The organism is Nonomuraea angiospora (genome assembly GCF_014873145.1).
Classification (GTDB): Bacteria; Actinomycetota; Actinomycetes; order Streptosporangiales; family Streptosporangiaceae; genus Nonomuraea; species Nonomuraea angiospora.
Map to the genome: position 1 here is coordinate 826,587 of NZ_JADBEK010000001.1, position 23,542 is coordinate 850,128.

Annotated in this window: 25 protein-coding genes; 13 read left to right on the forward strand and 12 right to left on the reverse strand. The window is 73.1% G+C overall.

Going from position 1 to position 23,542, the window contains the following annotated elements; all coding sequences use genetic code 11:
• Position 1: 1 nt before the first annotated feature.
• Positions 2-1,519, reverse strand: a complete 1,518-nt coding sequence (locus H4W80_RS03665; protein ID WP_318786685.1) for an acetate--CoA ligase — start codon at positions 1,517-1,519, stop codon at positions 2-4.
• A complete protein-coding gene (locus H4W80_RS03670; protein WP_318786686.1) occupies positions 1,516-2,277 on the reverse strand; it encodes an enoyl-CoA hydratase/isomerase family protein in 762 nt (253 codons plus the stop codon). The genes H4W80_RS03665 and H4W80_RS03670 overlap by 4 nt, the downstream gene beginning before the upstream one ends.
• Positions 2,278-2,389: 112 nt before the next feature.
• Between H4W80_RS03670 and H4W80_RS03675 the strand changes: the two genes are divergently transcribed.
• Positions 2,390-3,283 carry a LysR substrate-binding domain-containing protein gene (locus H4W80_RS03675; RefSeq protein WP_192783762.1) on the forward strand — a complete coding sequence of 298 codons (894 nt, stop codon included), beginning with the start codon at positions 2,390-2,392 and terminating at the stop codon, positions 3,281-3,283.
• A 46-nt stretch (positions 3,284-3,329) separates the two neighbouring features.
• On the opposite strand, the gene H4W80_RS03680 is transcribed toward H4W80_RS03675, so the two are convergent.
• The gene (locus tag H4W80_RS03680; protein WP_192783763.1) at positions 3,330-4,274 is read right to left on the reverse strand and encodes an AraC family transcriptional regulator; all 945 of its coding nucleotides are present in this window, start codon (positions 4,272-4,274) and stop codon (positions 3,330-3,332) included.
• 82 nt (positions 4,275-4,356) lie between these two features.
• On the opposite strand from H4W80_RS03680, the gene H4W80_RS03685 reads away from it, so the two are divergent.
• Positions 4,357-5,190: an NAD(P)H-binding protein gene (locus H4W80_RS03685; RefSeq protein WP_192783764.1), complete on the forward strand. Its 834-nt coding sequence runs from the start codon at positions 4,357-4,359 to the stop codon at positions 5,188-5,190.
• A 61-nt stretch (positions 5,191-5,251) separates the two neighbouring features.
• On the opposite strand, the gene H4W80_RS03690 is transcribed toward H4W80_RS03685, so the two are convergent.
• Entirely contained in the window at positions 5,252-5,854 is a 603-nt protein-coding gene (locus H4W80_RS03690; protein WP_192783765.1) for a hypothetical protein, read from the reverse strand.
• 263 nt (positions 5,855-6,117) lie between these two features.
• Here H4W80_RS03690 and H4W80_RS03695 point away from each other — a divergent pair, with 263 nt between their 5' ends.
• Entirely contained in the window at positions 6,118-6,411 is a 294-nt protein-coding gene (locus H4W80_RS03695; protein ID WP_192783766.1) for a hypothetical protein, read from the forward strand.
• A 50-nt stretch (positions 6,412-6,461) separates the two neighbouring features.
• Here H4W80_RS03695 and H4W80_RS03700 read toward each other — a convergent pair whose 3' ends face one another.
• Positions 6,462-7,661, reverse strand: a complete 1,200-nt coding sequence (locus tag H4W80_RS03700) for an aminoglycoside phosphotransferase family protein (RefSeq protein ID WP_192783767.1) — start codon at positions 7,659-7,661, stop codon at positions 6,462-6,464.
• A 177-nt stretch (positions 7,662-7,838) separates the two neighbouring features.
• Positions 7,839-8,789, reverse strand: a complete 951-nt coding sequence (locus H4W80_RS03705; RefSeq protein ID WP_192783768.1) for a LacI family DNA-binding transcriptional regulator — start codon at positions 8,787-8,789, stop codon at positions 7,839-7,841.
• A 243-nt stretch (positions 8,790-9,032) separates the two neighbouring features.
• On the opposite strand from H4W80_RS03705, the gene H4W80_RS03710 reads away from it, so the two are divergent.
• The 3 genes from H4W80_RS03710 (at position 9,033) to H4W80_RS03720 (ending at position 13,681) form a co-directional block, all read left to right on the forward strand.
• Entirely contained in the window at positions 9,033-10,226 is a 1,194-nt protein-coding gene (locus H4W80_RS03710; RefSeq protein ID WP_192783769.1) for an MFS transporter, read from the forward strand.
• Positions 10,227-10,253: 27 nt separating this feature from the next.
• Positions 10,254-12,767, forward strand: a complete 2,514-nt coding sequence (locus H4W80_RS03715; RefSeq protein WP_192783770.1) for a glycoside hydrolase family 2 TIM barrel-domain containing protein — start codon at positions 10,254-10,256, stop codon at positions 12,765-12,767.
• 173 nt (positions 12,768-12,940) lie between these two features.
• On the forward strand, positions 12,941-13,681 hold the full coding sequence (locus tag H4W80_RS03720) for an SDR family NAD(P)-dependent oxidoreductase (protein ID WP_192783771.1): 741 nt from the start codon (positions 12,941-12,943) through the stop codon (positions 13,679-13,681).
• 57 nt (positions 13,682-13,738) lie between these two features.
• Here H4W80_RS03720 and H4W80_RS03725 read toward each other — a convergent pair whose 3' ends face one another.
• A complete protein-coding gene (locus H4W80_RS03725) occupies positions 13,739-14,680 on the reverse strand; it encodes an aldo/keto reductase (RefSeq protein ID WP_192783772.1) in 942 nt (313 codons plus the stop codon).
• 92 nt (positions 14,681-14,772) lie between these two features.
• Between H4W80_RS03725 and H4W80_RS03730 the strand changes: the two genes are divergently transcribed.
• A complete protein-coding gene (locus H4W80_RS03730; RefSeq protein ID WP_192783773.1) occupies positions 14,773-15,378 on the forward strand; it encodes a TetR/AcrR family transcriptional regulator in 606 nt (201 codons plus the stop codon).
• A 48-nt stretch (positions 15,379-15,426) separates the two neighbouring features.
• Here H4W80_RS03730 and H4W80_RS03735 read toward each other — a convergent pair whose 3' ends face one another.
• Complete coding sequence (locus H4W80_RS03735) at positions 15,427-16,521, reverse strand: winged helix DNA-binding domain-containing protein (protein WP_192783774.1); 1,095 nt, start codon at positions 16,519-16,521, stop codon at positions 15,427-15,429.
• Positions 16,522-16,525: 4 nt separating this feature from the next.
• Positions 16,526-16,945, reverse strand: coding sequence for a VOC family protein (locus tag H4W80_RS03740; RefSeq protein ID WP_192783775.1), 420 nt, complete (start codon positions 16,943-16,945; stop codon positions 16,526-16,528).
• 95 nt (positions 16,946-17,040) lie between these two features.
• On the opposite strand from H4W80_RS03740, the gene H4W80_RS03745 reads away from it, so the two are divergent.
• Genes H4W80_RS03745 through H4W80_RS03755 form a run of 3 tightly spaced genes read left to right on the forward strand, consistent with a single transcriptional unit; the run spans position 17,041 to position 18,520 of the window.
• Positions 17,041-18,057 (forward strand): helix-turn-helix transcriptional regulator, encoded by a 1,017-nt coding sequence (locus tag H4W80_RS03745; protein WP_192783776.1) that lies wholly within the window; start codon positions 17,041-17,043, stop codon positions 18,055-18,057.
• Between the two features lie 44 nt (positions 18,058-18,101).
• Positions 18,102-18,317, forward strand: coding sequence for a hypothetical protein (locus tag H4W80_RS03750; RefSeq protein ID WP_192783777.1), 216 nt, complete (start codon positions 18,102-18,104; stop codon positions 18,315-18,317).
• Between the two features lie 17 nt (positions 18,318-18,334).
• Positions 18,335-18,520, forward strand: a complete 186-nt coding sequence (locus tag H4W80_RS03755) for a hypothetical protein (protein ID WP_225963220.1) — start codon at positions 18,335-18,337, stop codon at positions 18,518-18,520.
• Positions 18,521-18,533: 13 nt separating this feature from the next.
• On the opposite strand, the gene H4W80_RS03760 is transcribed toward H4W80_RS03755, so the two are convergent.
• A complete protein-coding gene (locus tag H4W80_RS03760; protein ID WP_192783779.1) occupies positions 18,534-19,430 on the reverse strand; it encodes a hypothetical protein in 897 nt (298 codons plus the stop codon).
• 133 nt (positions 19,431-19,563) lie between these two features.
• Here H4W80_RS03760 and H4W80_RS03765 point away from each other — a divergent pair, with 133 nt between their 5' ends.
• Entirely contained in the window at positions 19,564-20,106 is a 543-nt protein-coding gene (locus H4W80_RS03765; RefSeq protein WP_192783780.1) for an MOSC domain-containing protein, read from the forward strand.
• Between the two features lie 36 nt (positions 20,107-20,142).
• Complete coding sequence (locus tag H4W80_RS03770) at positions 20,143-20,949, forward strand: APH(3'') family aminoglycoside O-phosphotransferase (protein ID WP_192783781.1); 807 nt, start codon at positions 20,143-20,145, stop codon at positions 20,947-20,949.
• Between the two features lie 22 nt (positions 20,950-20,971).
• Here the strand turns inward: H4W80_RS03770 and H4W80_RS03775 are convergent, their stop codons facing one another.
• Positions 20,972-21,712, reverse strand: coding sequence for an SDR family oxidoreductase (locus H4W80_RS03775; RefSeq protein WP_192783782.1), 741 nt, complete (start codon positions 21,710-21,712; stop codon positions 20,972-20,974).
• A gap of 101 nt (positions 21,713-21,813) precedes the next feature.
• Between H4W80_RS03775 and H4W80_RS03780 the strand changes: the two genes are divergently transcribed.
• Positions 21,814-22,434 (forward strand): TetR/AcrR family transcriptional regulator, encoded by a 621-nt coding sequence (locus tag H4W80_RS03780; RefSeq protein WP_192783783.1) that lies wholly within the window; start codon positions 21,814-21,816, stop codon positions 22,432-22,434.
• Here the strand turns inward: H4W80_RS03780 and H4W80_RS03785 are convergent.
• On the reverse strand, positions 22,381-23,535 hold the full coding sequence (locus tag H4W80_RS03785) for an alpha/beta hydrolase family protein (RefSeq protein ID WP_192783784.1): 1,155 nt from the start codon (positions 23,533-23,535) through the stop codon (positions 22,381-22,383). The two genes, H4W80_RS03780 and H4W80_RS03785, sit on opposite strands and share 54 nt — an antisense overlap.
• Positions 23,536-23,542: the final 7 nt, after the last annotated feature.

A 23,542-nucleotide genomic window follows, 5' to 3' on the forward strand; every position in this document is an offset into this window, starting at 1 on the left:
CCTATTTCTGGTGACGGAGTCGGAGCTGGGCGCGCTGGATCTTCCCGGTCGCCGATCGGGGCAGCTCGTCCACGAACTCGATCTCCCTGGGGTAGGCGAAGCGCGAGTGCGTCGTCTTGGCGAACTCGCGGATCTCCCGTGCCAGCTCCTCGCCCGGCAGGTGGCCGGGCGACGGCCGGATCCACGCCTTGACGGCCTGGCCGCGTACGGGGTCGGGCACCCCGGCCACGCCCACGTCCGCGACGGCGGGATGGGCGCGCAGCGCCTCCTCGATCTCGTCGGGGCCGACGCGGTAGCCGGAGGTCTTGATCACGTCGTCGACGCGGCCGAGGAACCAGTAGTAGCCGTCCTCGTCCACCCGCGCGTGGTCCTTGGTGTGGAACCACTCGCCGCCGAACACCTCCCGGGAGGCCTCGGGGCGGTTCCAGTAGCCGAGCGGGAACTGCGGGTTGCTCCGCGCCCGCAGGCAGATCTCGCCGACCTCGCCCGCCGGGACCGGCCGCTCGTCCTCGTCGAGGAGCGCCACGTCCCAGCCGGGCAGCGGCCGGCCCATGGACCCCTCCTTGACCGGGGTGCCGGGGAAGTTCCCCACCAGCGGGTACGACTCCGTGGACCCGTAGTAGTCGAGCAGCGTGACCCCGAACTGCTCGCGGAACCAGCGGATCAGGTCGGCGGTGAGCGGCTCGTTGGCGCAGCAGATCGTACGGAACCGCTGCGGATGACGGCGGCCCGCGTCGGGCAGCTGCTCGCGCATCTTGCGCAGGAACGTGGGGTTGACCAGGCCGGTCGTGACGCCGTTGCGCGCCATGCTCGCCAGCAGCCCCTCCGGGTCGAACCCGGCCGCCGGGCGGTAGACCAGGTGCGTCGCGCCCGCCCTGAGCGGGCCCATGAGCTTGGCCATCGACCAGGCCCACTCTCCCGCGCCGTAGAAGACGTCGCCGGGGCGCAGGTCGTGGCAGTGCCGGAACTCGTTGTGGCCGAGCAGCGTGCGGTGCGCGTGCACGATGCCCTTGGCGGGGCCGGTCGTGCCGGAGGTGTAGAAGATCAGCGCGGGATCGTCGGCGGCGGTGTCGGCGTCCTCGAACTCCGGCGTCAGCAGGCCGATCGCCGGGTCGTCCACGTCGACCACGATCCCGCCGTACCCGCTCGCCCGCCGGATCGCGCCCGCCTCGGTGACCAGCACGGACGCGCCCGAGTCGGCGAGCCGGTAGGCGATCTGGTCGTCGGCCCAGAGCAGGGACATGGTCACGAGCACGGCGCCGGTACGCAGCACGCCCAGGTACGTCGCCGGGGTGTCGGTGCGCTGCGGGAGCATGACCGCGACCCGGTCGCCGGGGCGGACGCCGAGGCCGTGCAGGCAGGCGGCCACCTGGCGGGAGCGGTCCTGCACCGCGCCCCAGCGGACCTCCTCGTGCGCCCCCGTGTGATCCTCGAAGATCAGCGCCAGGTTCTCGCGGGGGTGGCGGTCGGCCACGTCCACGGCCATGTTGTAGCGCTCGGGAACGCTCCATTCGCTCACTTGGCGCGCCCCTTCAGAAAACGGGCCATCTCCCGCTGGGGCTCGCCCGTGGCGTACGCGGCGGCGTGCACCTTCTTGGCCGCCGCGACCGAGTCGGCCAGGGCGTCGCGCTCCAGCTCCCTGAGCCGCCCCTTCGTCAGCGCCACCGCGCCGGAGGGCAGCGCGGCCAGCTCCTTGGCCTGCGCCACGGCGGAGGCAAGCACGTCGTGCTCCGCCACGAGCCTGGTCAGCAGGCCGAGCCGCTCCGCCTCCGCCCCGTACACCAGGCGTCCGGTCAGCGCGAACTCGGTCGTCTTCGCGCGGCCGAGCACGCTCCACATGGCCCAGATGCCGGTGATGCTCGGGATGCCCGAGAGCACCTCCGGCTGGCCCATCCGGGTGCCCGCGTGGCCGATGCGCAGGTCCGCCAGCAGCGCGAACTGGAACCCCGAACCGGCCGCCACCCCGTTCACCGCGGCCACGACCGGCTTGTCCAGGTCGAGCACCGCCCGGTAGAGCCGGTCGAAGCCGTCGATCCAGGCGTCGGAGGCGGCGTGGTCGTCGGGGTCGATCCCGGCCGTCTCACCCAGGTCCTGACCGGCGCAGAAGGCGCGCCCCGCCCCCGTGAGGACGACGGCGCCCACCTGCGGGTCGGCGCCCGCCTCGCGCAGCAGCTCGATCAGCCGCTCCCGCATCCCGGCGGTCCAGGCGTTCAGCTTCTCCGGGCGGTTCAAGGTGATCACCGCGACGGGTCCGTCACGGTCCAGCAGCACACTCACTAGCGTCCCTTCGCAGGTCAACGGGCTTGCCGGGGATATAACCAGGTCCTGCGGGGCGCTGGCCAACATCAATGTGGACTCTTGGCGATATCAGAGCGATATGGTCAGGGTGATGGAGCTACGCCACCTGCGCTATTTCGTCATGGTCGCCGAGGAGCTGCACTTCGGCCGGGCCGCGGAGCGGCTGCACATGGCGCAGCCGCCGCTGTCCCAGCGCATCCGCGACCTGGAGCGGGAGCTGGGCGTCCGGTTGTTCGACCGCAACCCGCACCGCGTCTCGCTCACCGAGGCCGGCGCGCTGCTGCTCGAGCACGCGCGCGGGGTGCTGGAGCGGGCGGACGCGGCCCGCGAGGCCATGCGCCGCATCCGGCCGGGCGACTCGGGCGTGCTCCGGGCCGGGGTGCCGCCGGACACGACGCCGATGGCGCTCAGGACGCTGGTGGCCACGTTCGCCGAGCGCGTCCCGGACGTGCTGCTGGAGCTGCACGAGCTGACCACCGCCAGCCAGCTCGCCAAGCTGCGCGCGGAGGAGCTCGACGTGGGCCTCCTCCGGCATCCGTGTGACACGGTGGGGCTGGAGTCGAGCGAGGTCGTCCACCGGCGGCTCGGCGTGGTGCTGCCCGCCGACCACCGCGCCGCCGGGCAGGAGGTGGTACGCCTGCGCTCGCTCGACGGCTCGCCGCTGGTGATCTTCCCTCGGGAGATGGCGCCTCAGCTCTACGACCACATGCTGGAGGCGTGCCGGGACAACGGGTTCCTGCCCGGCGCGATCAGGCACGCCAGAAACCCCCACTTCGTGCACGGCCTCGTCATGTCGGGGCTGGGGGCGCACCTCAACGAGGAGCCGTACGACGAGCTGCCCGCCGGGCTGGTGTGGCGGCCGATCGACGAACCCCGGCTGACCTGGTCGACGTCGGCGGTGTGGCTGCCGGCGCAGGGCGGCGAGGTCACCGCCGCCTTCGCCGCCGCGGCCCTCGCGGGGCTGCGCGAGGTCGGCCATGCGTAGTGCTCCACCGTGACGCCGGCAGGAGGCCATCGCCGGTGCAAGGAGGTCAGCGCGCCTGGCGGCGGCGCCAGGCCGAGGGGCTGAGGGCGCGGGCGCGCTTGAAGGCCACGCTGAAGGCGAAGGCGTCCTCGTACCCGACCTGCCGGGCCACCGTGGCGACGGTCGCCTCGGTGTCACGGAGCAGGTCCGCCGCCAGGGCCATGCGCCAGCCGGTGAGGTAGGTGAGCGGGGGTTCGCCGACCAGGCCGGTGAAGCGCGCGGCGAAGGCCGCGCGCGACATCCCTACCTTGGCGGCCAGCTCGGCGACCGTCCATCGGTGGGCAGGGTCCTCGTGCAGCAGGCGCAGGACGTCGCCGATCGCGGGGTCGGCCAGCGCCCGATGCCAGGCGGGCAGCGCCGGATCCGGCCTGGCGCACCACGCGCGCAACGCCAGCACGAGCACCAGATCCAGCAGGCGGTCGAGGATGGCGTCCTGGCCGGGCTCGTCGCAGGCGACCTCGGTGGCGAGCAGATCCAGCGCCGCGCGGGTCCGCGGCCCGGCGGGCACCACCGCCAGCGGCGGGAGCATGTCCAGCAGGCGGTCGCCCACGTCGCCGCGGAGCTCGTACGCGCCCCGGATCATGACCGTGGCCCCGGGCAGGCCGTCACCGTAGGTGCGCGGCGCCAGGCTCCGACGAGCCGGCGTCGCCATCTCCTCGCCGCCGACGACGTACTTCTTCTGTCCCTGAATGACCACCTGGGGCGGGGTGGACGGGCTGTCGGCGATCGTGTACCGGCTCGTGGCGCTGATGAGGGCGATGTCACCGGCGGCGAGGCGCACGGGCGCGCCGTCCTCGCCGAGCCGGACCGACGCGTGGCCGCCGAGCGTGGCCACGACCGTGAGCGCGGGGGCGTCGGCGAAGCTCAGCGACCATGGCGGCCGCTGGACCAGCTTCCTGACCAGCGCGTTCCTGGCGCGGGCCCGGTGCAGCAGATCGCTCAGGACATCCATGCCCACCACGGTAGACGATCACAAAGGCATCCCGGAGGTTCTCCCATGGATCGTCTTTGCGTTGTGGAGTTCCCTTAGGGGAATGACGAACCTCATCCTGGGCGGCAACGGCAAGACCGGCCGCCGCATCGTCCGGCGGCTGCGGGCCGCCGGCCATCCGGTGCGGGCGGTGGCCCGTACCACCGGCGACCTCCCCTTCGACCTGGGCGACCCCACGACGTGGGCGCCCGCGCTCGACGGCGTCACCGCCGCCTACCTCATGGAGCCCGACCTGCGGGGGAGTGCCGGCCACGGCGCGCGCATCCCCAGGTTCGTGGCGGCGGCGGTCGCCTCGGGGGTGCGGCGGCTGGTGCTGCTGTCGGCCTACGGCGTCGGCGAGGCCGGCGACAGCCATCCCCTCAAGCCCGCCGAGCAGGCGGTGCGCGCCTCCGGTATCGACTGGACCATCCTGCGGCCGGACTGGTTCGCGCAGAACTTCAGCGAGAGTTTCTGGCTGCGGGGGGTTCTGTCCGGGGAGCTGGTCCTGCCCGCCGGTGACGGGGGTACGCCGTTCGTCGACGCCGAGGACATCGCCGAGGTCGCCGTGGCCGCGCTGACCGAGGACGGCCACAGCGGCCGGACCTACCAGCTGACCGGCCCGCGGGCGATCAGCTTCGGTGAGGCGGCCGATCTCATCGGCAAGTCCGTCGGGCGTACGATCCGTCACGTAGACGTCGAGCCCGAGGTCTTCGTCGAGCGTCAGGCCGCCAACGGCGTCCCCGCCGAGGTCGCCCGGCTGCTCACCGGCCTCTTCGTGGCCATCCGCGACGGCCGGGGATCCCCGGTCTCGGACGGGGTGGAGCTGGCCCTCGGCCGGGCGCCCAGGCCGTTCGAGGACTACGTCGCGGAGACCGCCGCGGCCGGCCACTGGGACTGACCACCGGAGCCTGTCGTGGTGGCACCGCGGCTGCGGCGCCACCACGACAGGGCGCGGCCCGTCAGAGGAATTCACCCCACACCGGGACGGCGTCCCCCTGCTCCCAAGGCTCCTTCGCGTCGTCGTCGCGCGGGTAGAAGTCGTTGGTGATGTATTCGGCAAGGTCCCGGCCGTAGCTGATGATGTCCGTGCCCCAGATCGACAGCACCTGACTGCCGTGTGTGCCGCGTCCGCCGGGCAGGAAGCGATGGGCGTAGAGGGGGATCAGCTTCGGCGCCCCCGCCAGCTCGCGCTCCGCGATCTGGAGCGCCTGCGCCTTGTCCTCGGGCCGGGGTCCCCATGACCTCAGCCAGACGCCGTACTCCACGTCACGCAGGACGTTGCGTACCGGCCACTCCAACTGGTGGCGAAGCTCCTCCTCGTCGCCGTCGCGCCAGTCCGGCCAGGGGCGGTCCCAGGTGGCGCCTTCCTCCGGACGGGCGGAGTTGATCGGGAGTCCGGCGGCGAGGAAGGCACGGTGATCGTCGGCGAACTCGACGCCGTGCTCCGCCTCGATCCAGGCGAACTCCCTGTCGGTCAGCCCCGGCGTGATCTCGCACTCCCCGGACAACGCCAGGCGCCGATGGGCTTCCCGCCCGAGCCGGACCGCGTCTGGATGCAGCACGCCGTCCACCCTAGCGAGCGACGGTTCGGCCTGCGGCGCCGCGGATCGACGGCCGCACGCCCGCTCGCGTTCCGGCGTGTGCCGCCCGCGGTGCTAAGGTCCGGCCATGAACAACGAGCGATCAACGGGGCCGACCGGCTTCAGGTAGTCCGCCAGGAAATGCCTGGCGGTGCTACCAGGGGAGCCCCATGTCCCGCACTGCCCATCACCTCGACCGCCCGATTCCCGACGGAAGCGGCCGAGGGGGAGACCCATGGCGATCGGTGACGATAGTCGATCTCCGTTACAGCGCCGCGTGCCTGCGCGAGGCACACCGAGCCGGCCATCGAGCACGCCCGACCCCCGTCCGCCGCAGGATCGACGTCTACTCCTGGGCCAGGGCCGATCGCCGGGACCGGTGGGTGGCGCAGTGGGCCATGATCGAGGAGCGTCGAGCGCGCCGGCGTCTGCGTCTCCGGCTCGAAGCGATCCGCCAGAGGGCCAACGCCGCCGAGGCCGTCGACGATCTCGAGGTCCACCCCGCCCGGCACCGTCGCAACGCCCTCTGGCTGTACTGATCGGGATACGCCCTTCTTCCGTAGATCCGGCTTCCCGCCCCGGCATCGCGTCAGTCCATGATCACGACGGTACGCAGGGCGGCGCGGATGCTGGTGACGGGGTCGCCGTGGTGGTAGATCCGCTCCGACGGTTCGATGCCGTCCAGGAACTCCTGATAGCGGACGGCGTAGTCCAGGTGGGACAGCGGCTCGGCGATCGCGAGTGCCCGGGCCGCCTCGCAGCCGGGGACATGGGCGGTCCAGGCGTCGATCCAGGCCCTGGCGGCGGCGGGCCGTTTGTCGGCGGGAAGCCAGTCACGGGCCCGTATTCCGTCCAGCACCGGGTTGCCGAGGTGCGCGTCGGCGAAGTCCACCACGGCCGGCGGGCCGCCGTCGCTGCGCCAGTTTCCCGGGTGGAAGTCGCCGTGCACGATCGTGTCGGGCAGGCCGCACTCCGCCAGCAGAGGCCAGCGTTCGACCAGCTCGTACGCCCCCGCCAGCTCCTCGGCGGTCAGCTCGCGGCCCACGTCACCGGCCAGCAGGCCGCGGACCCGGTCGGCGACGACGGGTCCGCGCCGATCCGGCAGCCCGGACGGGATCGCGCCCGCCAGCCGGGCCTGCGCGGCGACCAGCCGCGTCACGGCGCTGTCGACGATCTCGACGGGGGCGTCCCAGCAGTCCTCGCCGGGAAGATGCTCCAGCAGGACCCGCCCCGGCCCGGACGCCACGACCGTGGGAACCAGGCTCGGGTCCAGCGCCGCGAACATGCCGATGACGGCGGCCTCCTCGACGGCGAAGTGCGGCGTGGCCTTCAGCCACACCGGCCCTCGGGCCGTGGGCAGCAGGAACAGCCCGGCCAGATTCCAGGTCTTGCGCTGCCGGATCGGCCCGGTCAGCGGTCGCCCGGCCGTCCTCAGCGCGTCCTCCGCCCAACCGAGCAGCTCCCGCAGCCCGTCGATCCGCGCCCACGGAGCCCGCAGCCGCTCGGGCCTGTCCAGCACTCCATGGTCGGTGGGCTGCGGAGCCGTCAGCCGCCCGGGCTCGGGCCGCTCCAGCGCTTCGACGTGATAGGTCACATGACCGTCGCGGCCGCCTTCGCCGCCGTCCACGTCCAGCAGGCGCAGCACCAGCACATCCACGCCGAGCACCTGGCGTACGTGCGCGACCACCGGCTCCACCTCGGCCCACCACGGCACCTCCACCGCGAACGGGCCGATGACCCCGAGCCGCTCGTCACCCGAAGTGACCCACGCGCTGACCGTTCTTCCCATCCGGCCAGTCTGATCGCTCCCCGCGACGTCCGCCACGGAATATCCGGCCGGCGCGGCACCCGTGCCGGAGGCCCTCGGCGGCCTGGCCGTGCGCCGCGCCCCTTGCCGCCGGCGCGCCTCAGGCTCGGTGGCGGTGCGGGCAGCCGCGCTGATCGGAGCTGGTCGCCAGGTGCTGGCTTACGTTGATTCGCCCTGGATGAGCCGGCATTCGCCGACGCCGGTGAAGTCGGCCTCGGTGGGCTCGCGATCGAGGAGGAGCTCGGCCAGGCGACCATAGGACGTGGGCGGGCCGAAGCCGATGGTCGTGAGCCGGGGGCTGGTCTGGGTGGCCACCGGGGTGTCGTCCACGCCCACCACCCCCAGCTCCTGCGGCACCGTACGGCCGATGACCCGTGCGGCTGCCAGCACCGCCGCGGCGGTGTCGTCGTTGTAGCAGGCCAGGCCCGTGCCGATGGGCAGCGAGGCGATGGCGTCCAGGTCGGCGTCCGCGCGCAGCGCCACGGTGATCACTTGCGGCTCGTCCATGCCGGCGGCCCGGCACGCCTCGCGCACGCCCTGCTCGCGGGCCCGCAGCAGCACGTCGTCGCGGGCTTCGGTGAGGCGGGCGTAGGCGATGCGCCGGTATCCGCGCCGCATGAGGTGCTCGGCCTGCGTCCGCCCCACGGTCCAGCTGTGCCCGCCGGGCTGGGAGATCGCGTGGGCGATGTCGAGGGTGCGCACGCCGGCCGAGCTCAGGACGGCCCGCTTGCTCTCGCTCAGCTCCGACAGCGCGATGACCATGCGGGGCCGGGCGGTGGTGATGACCGCCGCGAAGGATCGCGCGGAGGCGGTGGCCGAGCACATGAGCAGGGACAGGCCGTGCTCGGCCAGCGCCTCGGTCATCTGGTCGGCCACCTGGCTGAACTGGCCGTTCGGGGAGATCGGCAGAACGAGGAGGATCAGGTCGCTCTGGCCGCGCGCGAGCGCGCGGCCGGCCGAATGCGGGCGGTAGCCGAGTTCGGCCACGGCCCGCTGGACGGCGTCGCGGGTGGCCTGGCTGAAGCGGTCGCCGTGCCCGTTGAGGATGTAGCTCACCGTCGAGCGGGACACGCCCGCATGCCGGGCGACGTCTTCGCTGCTGACCCGCATCGCACTCCTGTTCAGTCTGGAGCGGTTCGCCCCAGACAGATGCTAGACGGAACAGGCGCCAGCCCCCTACGCTTCCGATTCACGCGCGTGTTCACACGTGTGAATCACGCGCGTGAACAGGACGGGAGAAACTCATGCCAGACGCTCTGCCGGCGCGGGATCCGGAAGCGGTCACCCCCCACCCCAGCGACGCCCCCACCCCGCCCCCCCGCCGCCGAGCCGGCGCCCGGACGCTGGCTATGGGTGATCTATCCGCTGGCCATGGTCGCGATGAACGCGGTGTGGGGCGGTGTGATGCAGGTGCTGCTCGGCAAGCAGATCGCCGCGATCGTGCCGGAGCAGGCCGCCTCCGCCGCGGCGCTCGGGATGGCCCTGAGCGTCTCGGCCGTCTCCAGCGTCGTCTCCCAGCCCATCGCCGGGATGTTGTCGGACCGCACCCGCACCCGCTTCCTCGGCCGCCGCAACGTGTGGATCTTCGGCGCCGGCATCGTCGGCGCGCTGGGGCTGGTCGCCATGTCCCAGCTGACCTCCACCATCGCGATCGCCATCACGTGGGCGGCGATGATGTGGCCGCTGAACGCCACACAGGCCAGCCTGACGGCGGTGCTGCCCGAGCGGGTGCCGCAGCGGCTGCGCGGCAGCATGTCCGGCGTGCTGGGAGCGGCCGGCCTGATCGGGGCGTACGCCGGCGTCGCCCTGGCGGGGCTGTCGCAGGACCTGTTCATGGGCTATCTGCTGGTCGCCGGGCTCTTCCTGCTGCTGACCCAGATCTTCGCCCTGACCACCAAGGACCGTCCGGCGCCGGAGCCGGACGCCCGCACCACACCCGGGGAGGAAGCCGGCGGCACGAGGCTCAGCCTGCGCGGCGCGCCGGACTACTGGTGGGCCTTCACCGGCCGCTTCCTGCTGATCTTCGGCTACTTCTCCGTCAGCAGCTTCCAGCTGTACATCCTGCGCGACCACATCGGCCTGGGCGACATCGACCGGGCGGCCACCACGCTGGTCGCGATCTCGGGCCTGGGCACGCTGCTGAGCCTGGCCTTCGCCCTGCTCGGCGGCTGGATCTCGGACAAGACCGGCCGGCTGCGGCTGTTCGTGGGCCTGTCGAGCCTGATGTTCGTCCCGGCCGGGCTGGTCTACCTGCTCGTGCCCACGCTGACCGGGGCGTGGGTGGCGACCGCCGTCACCGGAGCGGCCTTCGGCGTGTACATGGCGGTGGACCAGGCGCTGATCACGCGGGTCCTGCCGGGCGTCGGCAACGCCGGCCGGGACCTGGGAATCATGAACATCGCCAACGCCGGCCCGCAGATCATCGCCCCCAGCGTCGCCGGCGCCGTGGTCGGCGCCACGGGCGACTACCGGCTGGTGTTCGTGCTGCTCATCGTCTGCACCGCGCTGGGCGCCCTGTCGGTGCGCTTCATCAAGGGTGTCCGCTGACACCGTCCCCCTGAGGAGAGAACAACCATGATCCGCGAACCCTTCAACGACGGCTGGCGCGTCACCCGCCGCACGTCCATCTTCGAACTGTTCACGGCCGGCGACGGCGCCGGGGCGGTCGCCGTGACGCTGCCGCACGACGCCATGCTGGCCGGCGGCAGGTCCGCCGAGGGCTCGGACGGCTCGCACACCGGGTACCACCGGCCCGGCGCCTGGCGCTACGACAAGGAGTTCGAGGTGCCCGCCTCGTGGGCGGGCAAGCGGGTGAGCATCGAGTTCGAGGGCGTCTACCGCGACGCCATGGTGTACATCAACGACGCCTTCGCCGGCCAGTGGGCGAACGGCTACTCCACCTTCCACCTCGCCGCCGACCCCTACCTGCGCTACGGCCGGACCAACACCATCCGGGTCGAGGCGCAGGCGTACAAGGACTCGCGCTGGTACAGCGGCGGCGGCATCCACCGCCCGGTGCACCTGCTCGTCGGCGACCTGCTGCACGTCACCCCGACCGGCCTGCGGGTGAGCACCCCGCAGATCGACGACGAACTCGCGGTGGCCGCGGTCGCCACCGAGGTGGTCAACGAGGGCACCGGCACCCGTACCGTCGAGGTCCTGCTGGAGGTACGCGACGGCGACGGCGAGATCGTGGCCGCCGACCACGCCCCGCTGACCGTGCTGGCCGGTGAGCGGGCCATCGTGCGCCACCGCGCCTACATCCGCCACCCCGCTCTGTGGAGCGTGGAGGAGCCGAACCTGTACACCGCGACCGTCCGGCTGACCGACGACGGCGGGCAGGTCGACGAGGCCCGCACCACGTTCGGCATCCGCAGCGTCTCGGTGGACCCGATCCGGGGCCTGCGCGTCAACGGCGCCACCGTCAAGCTGCGCGGCGCGTGCGTGCACCACGACAACGGCCCGCTCGGCTCGGCCGCCATCGCCCGGGCCGAGGAACGGCGCGTGCGACTGCTCAAGGACGCCGGCTTCAACGCCATCCGCTCCGCGCACAACCCGCTCAGCACCGCCATGCTGGAGGCCTGCGACCGGCTCGGCATGCTCGTCATGGACGAGACGTTCGACATGTGGACGGTGTCCAAGACCGACGACGACTACGCGCGCCGGTTCCCGCAGTGGTGGGAGCGGGACGTGGACGCCCTGGTGGCCAAGGACTTCAACCACCCCAGCGTGATCTTCTACTCCATCGGCAACGAGATCCTCGAAGCGGGCACCCCGCACGGCGCCCGCTGGGGACGCCTGCTCGCCGAGCGCATCCGGGCCCAGGACCCCACCCGCCTGGTCACCAACGCCCTCAACGGCATGATGGCGATCATGGACCAGATCCCCGCGCTCATGGCCCAGGCGAGTGGCGCACAGGCTCAGGCGGATGCCGGCGGGCCGGCCCAGGCGGATGCCGGCGGGCCGGCCGTCGAGGGCGGCTTCAACGACCTGCTGGACGGCATGGGCGCGCTCACCGCCCTGCCCGAGGTCGGCGAACGCATCGCCGAGTCGGCCGCCGTGCTGGACGTCGTGGGCCTCAACTACGGCGACTCCCGCTACCTCACCGACCACCAGACCCACCCCAACCGCGTCGTGGTCGGCTCGGAGACCTTCCCCACCCTGATCGACCGCTACTGGAAGCTCGTCACCGAGCACGGCCACATCATCGGCGACTTCACCTGGACCGGCTGGGACTACTTGGGCGAGAGCGGCATCGGCCGGCCGACCTACCCCGGCGAGGGCCCCTCCTTCGGCGCTCCGTACCCGTGGCTCACCGCCTCCACCGGCGACCTGGACATCACCGGCCGCCGGCGCCCCATCTCCTACTACCGCGAGACCGTCTACGGCCTGCGCCGCACCCCCTACCTGGCCGTGCAACGCCCCGAGCACCGCGAGCACCCCTTCCGGCCCAAGGGATGGGCCTGGAGCGACTCCATCGCCAGCTGGACCTGGGACGTCCCGGCCGGCACCCCCGTCACCGTGGAGGCCTACACCGACGCCGACGAGATCGAGTTCGTGCTCAACGGCACCACCGCGGCCAGAGTGCCCGTCGGCACCGACAAGGCGTACCTGGCCACGGCCGAACTGCCGTACCAGCCCGGCACGCTGGAGGCGGTGGCCTACCGGGACGGGGCCGAGACGGGCCGCTGCCGGCTGCTCACCGCGGGCGCGGCCGCGCGGCTGCGGCTCACCCCCGACCGGCCGCACCTCGGCGCCGACCCGCAGGACCTGGCCTATCTCGACATCCACCTCGTGGACGAGCACGCGACGATCAACCCGATCAGCGACCGCACCGTGACCGTCAGCCTCGACGGCCCGGCGACCCTGCAGGCTCTGGGCACGGCCAGGCCCTCCACCGAGGAGCCCTTCCACGCCACCTCCTGCACCTCCTACGAAGGCCACGCCCTGGCCGTGCTGCGCCCCACCGGCGCCGAAGGTCCCGTCACGGTCACCGTCCGCGCCGACGGCCTCCCGCCGGCCACCGTCACCATCGAGGTATGGCAGCCCGGCGGCACCGCCGCGCGCCACGAGCCGGCACGTTCATGAGCCGGCGCTGGGGGGTTCCCGCGCGGGCCCTCCAGCGGCCGGTGCGCGTCACGGCACGGCCGCCGGGCGTCCCGTTCCTGGAAAACCCCCGGGCGGGGCGTGTATTCTGGCTGGTCAGGGGCATATTCGGTGCGGTGCCGACGGGTGGCATCTCACTGATCAAGGGCTCGATCATGGAACTTCAGAACCAGACCGCGCTGGTGACCGGGGGCGGCTCGGGCATCGGCCGCGCGACCGCGCTGGTGCTCGCCCGCGAGGGAGCCTTCGTCATCGTCGCCGGTCGCAGTGCCGACCACCTCGCCGAGACGGTCGCGGAGATCGAGGCCGCGGGCGGCAGGGCCCGTGCCGTTCCCACGGACCTCAACGACCTGGCCGCGCTGCGGCGGCTCGCCGACGAAGCCGGTGATGTGGACATCCTGGTCAACAACGCGGGCGTCTACCCCTTCATGCCGACCCCGAAGCAGGATCTGGAGTCGTTCATGCAGGTGTTCGACACCAACGTACGGGGGCCGTTCTTCCTGACCGCCGCCCTCGCGCCGAAGATGGGGGCCAGGGGGGCCGGCAGCATCGTCAATGTCAGCTCGATCGCCGCTCTCCAGGGCATCCCGGACGCCGCCGCCTACGGGGCGACGAAGGCCGCTCTCGACGCGCTCACTCGCTCCTGGGCCGCCGAGTTCGGCGATCGCGGGGTGCGGGTCAACTCCGTGGCCCCCGGAAACACCCAGACTGACAACGTGGTGAAGGCCCTCGGTGAGGAGATGTTCGAGGAGTGGGGGCGGACGGGCAACCCACTCGGCCGCCTCGGCCGTCCGGAGGAGGTCGCCGAAGCGATCCTCTTCCTCGCCTCCCCGCGGTCGAGCTACATCACCGGGGTCACCCTGCCGGTCGACGGCGGCTACGTCGCGCGCGGCTGAGCCGGATGGCCGTCGGAGGGTCCTGCCGCGAAACCCTGCGCCGGCTTCAAAGGGGGATCAGCCGAGCGGGACCTCTGCCGAGCGGGAGGGGACGGCGTCGAGCGTGCTGAGCGTGGCGCGGTCGAAGGTGATCGTGGCGGCGGCGACGTTCTCTTCGAGGTGCTCGATGCTGGACGTGCCGGGGATGAGCAGGACGTGCGGGGCGTGGTGGAGCAGCCAGGCGAGGCCGACCTGCTCGGGTGTGCGGCCGAGCGTCGCCGCCGCGGTGCGGACGGCCGCCTCGTCGGTCACCTTCGGCATCTGGGGGAAGGCGCCGCCGAGGGGGAAGAACGGGACCCAGGCGATGCCCTCGGCCCGGCACAGCTGGAGCATGGCTTCGTCGTCGCGGGTGACGAGGCTGTAGGCGTTCTGGACGCAGGCGATGCCGGCGGGGATCGCCCGGCGCAGCCCGTCGAGGGTGACGCTGCCCAGCCCGATCGCGCCGATCTTGCCCTCGTCGCGCATCGCCGTCATCGCGGCGAGCTGGTCGTCGAGGTCGACCGCCTGTTCGCCCGTGGCCCGCAGGCCGGGGCCGGCGTCCAGGCGGCGCAGGTTCACGACCGGGATCTGTTCCAGGCCGAGGCTGACGAGGTTGTCCTCGACGCTGGCGCGCAGTTCTTCGGGTCGCTGTGCGGGGCGCAGCGGGATCGGGCCGCCGGGGTCGGGGTCGGCGCCGACCTTGCTGACGATCATGACGTCGTCCTGCGGCCGGATCGCTTCGCGCAGGAGCTCGTTGGCGAAGCCGTTGCCGTAGAACTGGGCGGTGTCGATGTGGTCGACGCCGAGGTCGATCGCGCGGCGCAGGAGCGCGAGGGCCGTGTCGGGGTCGTGGTGCAGGCGTTCGAGCTGTGCGGTGCCGTAGCCGACGCGGGAGACGGTGCGCCCGGCGAGCGGAGCGGTGCCGCCGGGGCGAGGGGCGTCGACCGGCCGCGCGCCGGAAAGGGGGTTGCTGGAGGTCATGAGGATCCCCGTCCACATAGGATGTCAGAGATAGCGGAGGAGCCTCCGCTATCTCTGACTGACTATAGAGCAATACCGGAGGTTCCTCCGCTTTGAGTCCGCCCGAATCGGCGTCCGCCGACACCGCCGCGACACAGCGCCCGCTGCGCGCCCACGCCCAGCGCAACCGGGACAATCTCATCGCCGTCGCCCGGGCCGCCTTCGCGGCGGCCGACGACACCGTCCCGCTCGAGAGCATCGCCCGTGAGGCGGGCGTCGGGATCGGCACCCTCTATCGCCATTTCCCCACGCGCGAGGCGCTGGTGGAGGCGGTCTACGCCGCCGAGCTCGACGACATCGCCACGAGCGCCCCGGCCCTGCTCGAACGGTTCCCGCCGCAGATCGCGCTGCGCGCCTGGATGGAGCGGTACGCGGCGTTCACGGCGGTGAAACGCGGGATGGCCGACGCGCTGCGTGCGGGCCAGGCCTCGGGGCGCATCCCGACCTCCACCACCAGGGAACGTATCACCACCGCGATCGCGACGATCCTCGCCAAGGGCGCCGAAACGGGCGCACTCCGCGCGGACGTCGACCCGGACGAGGTCACCACGATGCTCCTCGGCATCTTTCTCGCCACGTCGGCCCGCGACACCCCCGAGCAGACCGGGCGGCTCCTCGACCTGCTCCTCGACGCCCTGCTCCCCAGAGCGGCCCGGTAGCGGCGGGCCGGGGCGACGCCGTGCCCGTGCCCCGGGGCAGGGGTCAGCTCAGCCGTCGCCGATCCGCACGCGGTGGCTGTCGCCGTCGGACAGGAACGCCGCCAGCGCCCGCCCCTGCTCGCCGACGGCGTCCCGGTCGCCTCCGGACAGGCGGCCCAGCGGGGTGACCACCACTGTGCCGTCCTCCACGGTCCAGGTCGCGCAGACCCGGCCGTCGACCAGCACCACGCGGGCGCCCGCGACCGACAGGCCGCGGTGGGCGTCGTCGATGATCCGGCCGCGGTCGTGGTAGCCGAGGATCGCGTTGTCGAAGGCGGGCAGGAACCGCACCGGCGCGGGCGTGTCGGGGTCGGGGCGCGGCGCGTCGGGCAGGTCCAGCAGCTCCCGGCCGCGCTCGTCGCGGAAGGAGACGAGCTCCGGGCGCACCGCGGCCACCGCGGCCGGCAGCCCGGCCAGGCCGCACCAGGCGCGCAGGTCGGCCGAGGCCGCCGGGCCGTAGGCGGCCAGGTAGCGCCGCACCAGCGCCTCGCCGACCGGGTCCGAGCCGTTCTGGGCGGGCGGATCCGGCTCGCGGCCGAGCCAGGAGGACAGCGGCGCGTTGCGCACGCCCGCCTTCGTCCGCCACAGCCCGCGCGGCGGCAGCTGCGCCATCGGGATGAGGGCGGCGACCAGCATCTCGCCCAGCACGCGAGGTCCGGCCGCCGGCCAGCGCCCGGCGACCGCCCGCCCGAGGTCGCCCATCGAGCGGGGCTCGCCGTCGGCCAGCACCGCCCGGCCCGCCGCCGCGAGCTCGTCGAGGTCCACCCCGTCGAGCTCGCGGCGGTAGGTGCCGAGCATCCGCTGGCGCAGCATGGCGTCGTGGCGGGCGCGCCAGGCCAGGGCGTCCTCCGCGGTGAGGAGGTGGACGGTGCGGCGCATGAGAATGGTCCGCACCAGCCGCCGCCCGGTCAGCAGCTCCGAGAGCGCCGCCGCGTCGAACGCGCGCAGCCGCGACCAGAGCCCCACGAACGGTTCCTGCGGCTCCTGAGCCTGCAGGCCGCACAGGTGGGCGACGGCGTCCCGCACCGGTAAGTCGGCGCGATCGAGCAGCAGCTGCCGCGCCAGCGTCGCGCGGTTGAGTGTCCGGGTGTCGAGCACGGTCATGCGATCATCCTGCCGTGGCGGCGACGTCGATGACCCAGGTGACGCCGAACCGGTCCGTCAGCATCCCGTACAGCGGGGCCCACTGCGCGGGCCCGAGAGGCTGCAGCACGGTCGCCCCGTCGGAGAGCCTCTCCCAGTACGCGGTGATCTCCTCGGCCGTCTCGCCGCGCACCGAGACGAAGAACGCGTTCTCCCCCCGGCTGTACGGCAGTCGCGAGGGCACGTCGTAGGCCATGACCTCGAATCCGGCGGCGGCGCTCACCTGGCCCCACATGACCTGATCGGCCTCGGACGGCTCCTGAGCGCCGCCGGCGTCCTTGTAGGTCACCACGGCCAGGTCCCCGCCGAACACGGACTGGTAGAACGTGAGCGCCGCTCGGGCGTTCCCGCGGAAGTTCAGGTGGGTCACGGTGTTCACGGACATGATTGCTCCTTTTGTCGGCGGTCATCCCGGTCGCCGACCACACTCCCAGGGGTAGCGGTCAGGTTGTGGCCGCTTCTGCGGGTGATACTGGACGGGTGCAGAAAACCTCGGCTCGGCTGCTGTCCTTGCTCTCGATGCTCCAGGCGCGCCGGGACTGGCCGGGAGCGCTGCTGGCCGAGCGCCTCGGCATCAGCCCGCGCACCGTGCGCCGCGATGTCGACCGGCTGCGCGAGCTCGGCTATCCGATCGTGGCCGCCAAGGGCCCTGACGGCGGCTACCGGCTCGACGCCGGTACGCGGCTGCCGCCGCTGCTGTTCGACGACGAGCAGGCCGTCGCCCTGGCCATCGCGCTCCAGTCCGCCACCACGACCGGCGCCGGCATCGAGGAGGCCGCGGCCCGTGCGCTGACCACCGTCCGGCAGGTCATGCCCGCCCGGCTGCGCCACCGCATCGACGCCCTCCAGATCACCGCCGTCGAGCGGTATGCGCCGGATCCCCCGGTCGACAGCGGGGTGCTGGTGTCCGTCGGCGCCGCCGTACAGGCCGGGGAGGTGCTGCGTTTCGACTACGCCTCGCCAGGAAGCGACGGCGGCGACGGGCCGGGCCCGCCGCGCCGGGTGGAGCCCCATCACCTCGTCACCTGGGGCGGGCGCTGGTATCTCGTGGCATGGGACCTCGACCGGGAGGACTGGCGGACCTTCCGGGCCGACCGGATCGCGCCGCGCGTCCCCACGGGGCCCCGCTTCACGCCGCGCGAGCTGCCCGGGGGAGGGGTGGCCGCCTTCGTGGCCGATCGGTTCCGGGGCTCCGGCGGCTCCGGCGAGTGGCCCTGCCGCGGCGAGGTCATCCTCGGCCTGCCGGCCGCCGCCGTGTCCCCCTACCTCCACGACGGGGTCGTCGAAGCGCTCGGCCCGGACCGGTGCCGGGCCATCCTGGGCTCCTGGTCCTGGGTCGGGCTGGCCGCGAGCGTCGGCAGGTTCGACGCCGACATCGAGGTCGTCGGCCCCGCCGCGCTCAAGGACGCCTTCGCGCACCTGGCCCGCCGCTACGCCGACGCCGCTTCGTCCCGGGGGGCGTCGACGGATGACACGATTCGCCATCCGGATGCGTGATCGGGCCATGGCCCCGGCCGGGCCGCGATGGCGATGATGGGGCGATGAGCAACCCCGACCTGAAGATCCCGTACGAGCGCGACGGCTACCTCGTCCTCGGCCGCGCCCTCGGCCCCGGCGAGGTAGGCGAGCTGCTCGAAGAGGCCGTCCGCATCTGCCGGGGCGAGCTCGGCGACATCAGCGGCGCGTGCTGGTGCCGACGTTCCTGGCCGACCCGGCGCCGGCGCGGCGCACGCCCCCTGTCCTGCCGCCACCGGTGATCGCGATGATGAGCGCGGTGCGCGCGCACTGGTCCGACGGGGTGTCCAGGCCGGTCCCGATGCGGGAGCTCGCCTCGGCCGCGCGGGTCTCGCCGAGCGCGCTGTGCCGTACGTTGCGCCGCACCGCGCCGGAGGCCGCCCCGCCGTCACCAGCCGAGTCCCACGGCCTCACGGTGCTGCAACCGCTCGTCCAAGCCCCCTGACACTGACGTGAGGTCAGCGCGGCGGGCCGGTTCGGCGCCCGTACGCCTGCGACAACGCCAGCAGGACGGCGAGGCCCGCGCAAACGGCGACGCAGTGCTCGGCCACGGCCACCCCGCGAAGTTCGACCGGCTGGTACGCCCCGGCCACCAGCCACGCCAGCCGCCACGCCCCCCAGGAGAACAGCGACCCGGAGGCGACGAACCCCACGGCCATGGGCAGCCACACCGGCGTCCGCCCGCTGCCCCACGGGCCGAGCGCCCACAGGCTCCAACCGGCGGCCGCCGCGCACAGCGCGCTGTCGGCCATGAGGAGCCTGCCTTGGGCGTCCACCACGGTGAGCAGCCCGTAGGTGCTGCCCGCGGCCCAGGAGATCCAGGCCGCGGTGAGCGCCCCGAGCGGCGCCAGCGCCCACAGGAAGCGGCCGTCGGCTCGTTCCCGGCCCACCCGCCCCGCGAAGGCGCGCGGCCATCGTTCACGCAGGAAGAGCGGCAGGCCCACGACCAGCGCCACCGCCATGCCCGCGAACCCCACGCCGATGAGGACGGTCTCCCAGGCCGGCGTGGCGGCCGCCGCCGGCTCGGGCGCGCTCGGGGCCACCAGGCTGCCGACGATCATGAACGGGATCATGGACACCAGGAAGCCGCCGGCGACCCACCCGAGCGGCAGCACCAGCCAGTCCGGCAGCCGCGTCCCCCACGACTGGGCCAGCGCCAGGCCCAGCGCGGCGCCGGCCAGCGCCATCACCACCGTGACCGCGTTGAGCAGCACCCAGTGGGCCGTGCCCTGCCACACCTCGGCGGCGATCCAGATCACCTTGACCAGCAGGTAGAGGGACATCGCCACCGCCGCGACGAATCCGGCGAAGCGGCGCACCAGCACGAGCGTCCGAACCTCGATATGTACACGCATGTCAGGAGCCTCCCGGCCCGCGCCGGTGCCCGGCCACCCCCGTAAGAGGCAGGCCCCTCCCCAGCGAGGGGGAGGCGGGGCTCGGCTACGCTGCCCCCGAATTGCCAAAACCTTATGAAGGGGGACGAACGGGGTGAACGGGACTGTTACCGCCGTCAGCACCAGCGGCGAGCACTCCTTCAGCAAGCCGAACCGGGAGAGCATCACCCTGCTGGCCGGGCTCGGCGTGGAGGGCGACGCGCACGCGGGCGTGACGGTCAAGCACCGCTCCCGCGTCGCGCAGGACCCGACGCAGCCGAACCTGCGCCAGGTGCACCTCATCCACGAGGAGCTCTTCGCCGAGGTGGGACGGGCGGGCTTCGCGGTCGGCCCCGGCCAGCTCGGCGAGAACATCACCACCCGGGGCGTCGACCTGCTCGCACTGCCGGTCGGCACCCTGCTGCGCATCGGTGCGGAGGCCGTCGTGGAGCTCACCGGGCTGCGCAACCCGTGCGTGCAGATCGACGGCTTCCAGAACGGCCTGCTCAAGCAGGTCGTCGGCCGCGACGAGGCCGGGAACCTGGTGCGCCGGGCCGGCGTCATGAGCGTCGTCAGGACGGGCGGCGTCGTACGCCCCGGCGACGCGATCAGGGTGGAGCTCCCCGCCGAGCCGCACCGCCCCCTCGACCGGGTCTGACCCGCTCGGCCGGCCACTCCGGCTAGGGTGGTCGACATGATCAACTTGCGGGCAGTGCTCTACGACGGCCGCGACGGGGACGGATGGATCCCCGTCACGGACGGCGAATCCGGGGCCGGTGTCTTCCGCTCCGATGACGGCACCCGATACGCCAAATGCGTCACCGCCGGTGGCGTGACCTCGCTGGAGGAGGAGCGGGACCGCGTCGAGTGGCTGGGCGCGCAGGGCGTTCCGGGCCCGCGCGTCCTCGACTGGCGCGTCACGGCCGACGGCGCCCGCCTGGTGACCAGCGCCGTCGCGGGCGTCCCCGCCCATCGGGTCCCGGCCGCGCGGCTGCGGGCGGCGTGGGACCGGATCGCGGATGCCGTACGCCGCCTGCACGACCTGCCCGCCGGCCGGTGCCCGTTCACGCGGGATCTCACGCGGATGTTCGCCATGGCCGGCGACGTCATCGCCCGGGGCGCCGTCAACCCCGAGTTCCTCCCCGAAGAACAGCAGCACACGCCCGCCGGCGAACTGCTCGCCCGCCTCGCACCTCAGCTGGAGCACCGCCTCGCGCAGGAGGCCGCCGAGACGGTCGTCTGCCACGGCGACCTGTGCCTGCCCAACATCATCCTCGACCCGGAGACCCTGGACGTGGCGGGCTTCATCGACCTCGGCCGCCTCGGCCGGGCCGACCCGTACGCCGACATCGCGCTCCTGCTCGCCAACTCGCGGGAGACGTGGCCCGACGAAGGGGAGGCGAACCGGGCGGACGAGAGGTTCGCCGAGCGGTACGGCATCGTCCTCGACCGTGACCGCGAGCGCTTCTACCTCCACCTCGACCCGCTCACCTGGGGTTAGCGCCCGCTGAGACAAAACGGGCTCAGTTCTGCGTCGTCGGGCGGATGACGATCTCGCCGATCTCCACGTCACGCGGCTGTTCGATGGCGAAGGCGACAGCGCGGGCGACGGCCTGCGGTGCGATGGCGTACCGGTCCATGTTGCGGCGGATCTCCTCGCGGACCTCGGGGTTGTCGATGGAGCCGGCGAGTTCCGTACGCACGTAGCCGGGCGAGATCGCCGTGGTCCGCAGCACGCCGTCGGTCGACTCCTGCCGCAGCCCTTCCAGCAGGGTGCGCACGGCGTTCTTGGTCGCGGCGTAGACCGCCATCGTGGGCGTGATCTTCAGCCCGGCCGTCGACACCGTGGTCACGAGATGGCCGTGGCCCTGCTCGCGGAACACCGGCAGCGCGGCGGCGATGCCGTGCAGCACGCCGCGCAGGTTGACGTCGATCATCGCCGACCAGCCGGCCACGTCGAGGTCGGCCATAGGGCCGATCTTGCTGATGCCGGCGTTGCCCACCAGCACGTCGAGCCGCCCGAACTCCGTCACGGCGAGGCCGACGAGCCGTTCGAGGTCCTCGCGGGCGGTGACGTCCACGGCGCGGGTGGCGGCGCGCCCGCCGCGGTCGCGGATCTGGCGGGCGATCTCGTCGAGCCGCTCCGTACGCCGGGCGCCGAGCACGACGGCGGCGCCCCGCTCGGCGAGCAGGCGTGCGGTGGCCTCGCCGATCCCGCTGCTCGCCCCGGTGATGGCCACGACCTTGCCCGTGATGGCTGACATGGGAATTTCCTCCACAGTAAACTGGACACGTGTCCGGTTAGGTGCTCCCCACCGTACCGGACACGTGTCCGCTTAGCCAGCCCCCGTCATGCGGAGGACCGATGAACGCACCCCGCCGAGCCGACGCCACCGAGAACCGCGCACGGATCCTCCAGGCCGCACGAGAGGTCATCGCGAACGCGAGCGAGGTGCGGCTCAATGAGATCGCCAAGCGGGCGGGCGTCGGCCAGGGCACCCTCTACCGCCACTTCCCGACCCGGGAGGCGCTGCTCGCCGAGGTCTACCGCAAGGACGTGGACGACCTCGTGGCCGCCGCGCCGGCGCTGCTCGCCGAGCACGCGCCGCTGCCCGCCCTGGCCGGCTGGCTGGACCGGGTGGCGGAGTACGCGAAGGTCAAGCGCGGGGTGTTCGCGGCCGTCGAGGTGGGGGTGTGGCAGGACCTGTCCGCGCACAGCCTCGGCCCGATCGGCGAGGCGCTGACCACGCTCCTCGACGCGGGCAAGGCCGAGGGCGTCATCCGCCCCGACGTGGACGCCCGCGACGTCATCCTGCTCATCGGCTACCTGACCCGCCTGGAGCCCGCGGAGTGGGACGCCCGCGCCCACCACCTCCTGCGCGTCATCCTCGACGGCCTGCGCGGGTCGACGGGGCTCGCCCCGGCCGGCGGTTCAGGACTGGCCGCAGGCCGCGGGGCAGAACCTGACCTCGGGGTAGCGCGATGACGGCTTGTCCAGGAGGGGTTGCCGCCGCGACTTCAGGTGCTGGTCGAGGAAGGCCCCCACGTAGGTGCGGGTGAGCTCGGCGGCGCGCGCCGCGGGCAGCAGGCCGTAGGCGGGTTTGATGCCGAGGGCGCCCGCCAGCAGCGGGAGGTCGGTGAAGGACTGGTGGTCCGCGCCCGTCAGCACGATCCAGCGCTTCCACCCGGTCAGCAGCTTCCAGTCGCGCTCCCACGAGTTGTCGCCGCCGCCGGGGACGTGCTGCGGTGAGCCGATGAACATGAACGGCCGGGAGAACCCGCCCTTGGGGATCCGGGCGTAGGTGGTGCCGTCCAGGTCGATCCCGGCGCGTACCCGTGGGTCCCGCACCATGGCCGCCATGGCGCCGGCCCCGCCGATGGACTGGCCGACCATGGCGATGCGGGAGCGGTCGATCCGGCCGGCGCCGTCCCACGCCGAGGGCAGCTGGTCGAGCACGAAGGAGACGTCGGCGGCCCGGCCCGCGACCACCCCCGTGCCGAAGCCCGGGTCGGCGTCGCTGTCGCAGGCGAGGCATTCGGCCACCCGCCCGTCGGCCAGGGTCGTGGCGTAGCTCTCGTAGATGTGGTCGATGCCCGCGACGACGTACCCGCGGCTGGCCAGGTCCTCGGCCAGGGAGGTGAGGGTGTTCATCGGCTTGGTGAAGCCCGGGGAGAGCACCACCAGCGGCAGCTCGCGGCCCGTGGGCTCGGCGTCCTTGACGGCGTTGGTCCGGGTCCTGCTCAGCGTGTCGTCCGGCACGCCCGTGATCCTGCCCCCTCTCAGGGTGAGCTCGGATTCCTTCGGCGTCATGTACGGGGCGCGCTGCCCGCCGCGCCGCTCGGCCGGGTACCACAGGGTGACCTTGAGCTCCCTGGCTCCGGCGTCGAGGTTCCAGGGGTCGGGGCGGGAGGTGTCCTTCAGGTGGAGGGCGGTGGTGCCGACGGGGTGGGCGCCGGTCGGGGCGGGCAGGGTGGCGGGGCCGGTGGGCGTGGCCGAGGGGGCGGCGGAGCGCGGCGGCGTGGGTGCGGAGCAGGCGGACGCGGCGAGGACGGCCAGTCCGGCGGCGGCTGCCAGGAGGTGTCTCATCGGGAAG